Consider the following 2,818-nt stretch of genomic DNA (forward strand, 5'->3'; position numbering starts at 1 on the left):
TTGCTAACCAGCCGTCGTGCCTTATGTTCAACTCTCTACTTTTAATTCAGAACAAATTTAAACCAAATACATCTTTCACATCAAATAGCACTTTTTCGGTTTTCTCGCGAGAACGCTCACTACCTTGTTTTAAAATATCAATCAGCTGCGCTTTATCATTCAAATACATAGCGCGCTTTTCTCGAATAGGGCGAAGCATCTCTTGTAAGCATTCTTCTAACACTTTCTTGGTCAAACCATCACCTAACCCACCTCGTCGATAATGGTCTTTTAGCTGTTCGACATAATTTTTATCAGGATGAAAAGCATCGAGGTAGATGAATACAATATTCCCTTCGACTTGGCCTGGGTCCTCAATTTTCAGATGATTGGGATCGGTATACATAGATTTCACTGCCGCGGAAATCTCCTTTTCGGAGGCCCCTAAGTTGATTGCGTTCCCCATGCTTTTAGACATCTTATTTTTACCGTCAGTACTCGGCAAACGAGGTGCATCGCTAAGTAATGGACGGCATTCTCTAAGAACTTCTTTTCCACCCAGATGGTTTATTTTTCTCACGATTTCATTAGTTTGCTCTAACATCGGCAGCTGGTCATCACCCACTGGTACTAGCGTCGCATGAAACCCCGTAATATCAGCAGCTTGAGAAATTGGATACGTTAAAAAGCCTGCGGGAATAGAGCGTTCAAAGCCTTTACTTTGAATCTCATTTTTAACCGTGGGGTTTCGCTCTAATCGTGCGATAGAAACAAGATTACTGTAATACATTGTCAACTCGGCTAACGCTGGAGTTTGAGATTGCAACGTGATCGTAGTTTGAGCGGGGTTGATACCAACAGCCAAATAATCTGCAACGACATTGAGAATATTAGAGGATACCTTTGATGGATTATGCGCGTTATCCGTCAACCCTTGCATGTCCGCGACCAAGATCGTTTGCTCGTGCTCCGTTTGCAATTTGACTCGTTGTTGCAATGAACCAATATAGTGCCCGAGGTGTAATGGACCTGTTGCTCGATCTCCGGTAAGTATAATTTCACGCTGAGATGTATTTTTATGGCTATTCATATTTGTCTCCAAGTATTTAATAGATCGCTACTGGAGATAAAAAGATCAAACACTCTTAGCTACCATCCAGCAGCTTAAGAATGTAAGTATTCCGCGCCGCTCTATTTAGAGCGCCACCAAGAGAAGGTTGTTAATGAAGGGCGAACGTGTATTTTCATGTTTTTTAAACTAACAGCACACACCGCAGAACTCAATCTGTTTTGTACTGAATTAGTGTGAGTGTTCCAACAGCGAATTAAGAGGATTACATTGGTAAAGACATCGCAATGACCAAAACCGCACCAAATACCGAACCAGAGACAAACGCACACAGTACAGTTTTGTTGTGTTTCCTTTTCATTGATGAACTCCTATCCATAACTACGATGACCAGCCCTCACATCTAATACGCATGTGGATGCATCACGACAACGAGTTAACCAACATATCGCACGTAGGACCAGTACCGCTTTGTTAAATTGGGACCTCGTCCATAACTTGGAGTGTAAATGACTCCGGAACCTACAACAGAAGAAAATTTCATTACGTTACTGTCCTACCCTCCGGGTTTGTGGCTTAATAGGCAGCAGGAACACTTTTTTCTTTTGCTGCGGATACTTACATGGAAGCTGTTTTACATCAGTTGCAATTCTCTTTGTCGATAACCGGACCTATCTGTTTGATGTTGGTACTTGGCGTTCTTTTTAAGCGCTTTGGTCTAATCAACGATAATTTTATCGAAGTAGGCTCTAAGCTGGTGTTTCAAGTTACCTTGCCTGCGATGTTATTTGTCAGCATTGTGGCTTCAGAACACGACTTTTCCGCGGCAAGTGGATTCGTCAATTTCGGCGTCATCGCTAGTATTTCGTTTTTCATTTTCACCTACCTTTCCGTCAAACTTCTGTTCAAAGCATCGCCTGACCAAGGCGTTCTCATCCAAGGTGGGTTCCGAGCAAATACAGGTATTATTGGTATCGCTTACGTTGCCAATGCGTATGGTTCTCAAGGTGTGGCGCTAGCAGCGCTCTATGTCGCGGTCACCACATTTATTTATAACGTCCAAGCGGTAATTTGCTTATCGCCCAAGGGGGCAACGTCTGCCTCGCAAGCAGCAAAGATGATGGGCCGAACACTGACTAGGAATCCGCTCATAATCTCCATTGTTCTAGGAATGGCTTTTTATTTACTCGCTATTCCAGTACCGAATGTGGTTATTGACGCAGGAGACTACTTGTCCAAAATGACATTGCCTTTGGCGCTGTTGTGTACGGGTGGCTCACTTGACTTTAGCTTGATGAGAAAAGAGAAAGGTCCATCTTGGTTTGCGAGCAGTTACAAGCTCATCGTAGCGCCAGTCATCATCACCATGGGAGCTTACTTAGTAGGGTTTCGAGGAATTGAGCTAGGTATTCTTTTCTTTATGAACGCCTCTCCAGTCGCTGCTGCCAGCTATGTCATGGCGCGTTCCATGGGAGGCAATGCCACGTTAGCTGCAAATATCATCGCACTCACTACGGTGCTTTCTACCGTGACCTGTACGTTGGGCATCCTATTTCTTAAGTTCTACAGCTTAATATAATTGGTCCGCGATAAAATAAAAACGCTAAACGGCATTGATGTCAGTTACTGGTCGTGATTCGCAAAAGTGAGCTTTCTTACCAGACGAAAAAATTCACTCGCTTCAGATTCCGACAAACAAGAAAAAAACTCTTTCTGTAAATTCGTCATGATTTGATGAACTTGCTTTAAAGCATTTGCTCCCTCTTTTGT

General features: G+C 43.1%; 2 protein-coding genes and 1 pseudogene. 1 reads left to right on the forward strand and 2 read right to left on the reverse strand.

Translation table 11 applies throughout. The features are described from left to right. Window positions 1-46 precede the first annotated feature (46 nt). Entirely contained in the window at window positions 47-1,069 is a 1,023-nt protein-coding gene (gene trpS / locus CAG68_RS02300) for a tryptophan--tRNA ligase (RefSeq protein ID WP_161440741.1), read from the reverse strand. Between the two features lie 601 nt (window positions 1,070-1,670). Here trpS and CAG68_RS02305 point away from each other — a divergent pair. Further along, window positions 1,671-2,627 carry an AEC family transporter gene (locus tag CAG68_RS02305; protein ID WP_025766898.1) on the forward strand — a complete coding sequence of 319 codons (957 nt, stop codon included), beginning with the start codon at window positions 1,671-1,673 and terminating at the stop codon, window positions 2,625-2,627. 44 nt (window positions 2,628-2,671) lie between these two features. On the opposite strand, the pseudogene CAG68_RS22275 reads toward CAG68_RS02305, so the two are convergent. Continuing rightward, a pseudogene (locus CAG68_RS22275) lies at window positions 2,672-2,818 on the reverse strand (MarR family transcriptional regulator); the annotation flags it as partial.

Source organism: Vibrio sp. V42_P2S4T144 (assembly GCF_009904715.1).
Taxonomy (GTDB): Bacteria; Pseudomonadota; Gammaproteobacteria; order Enterobacterales; family Vibrionaceae; genus Vibrio; species Vibrio alginolyticus.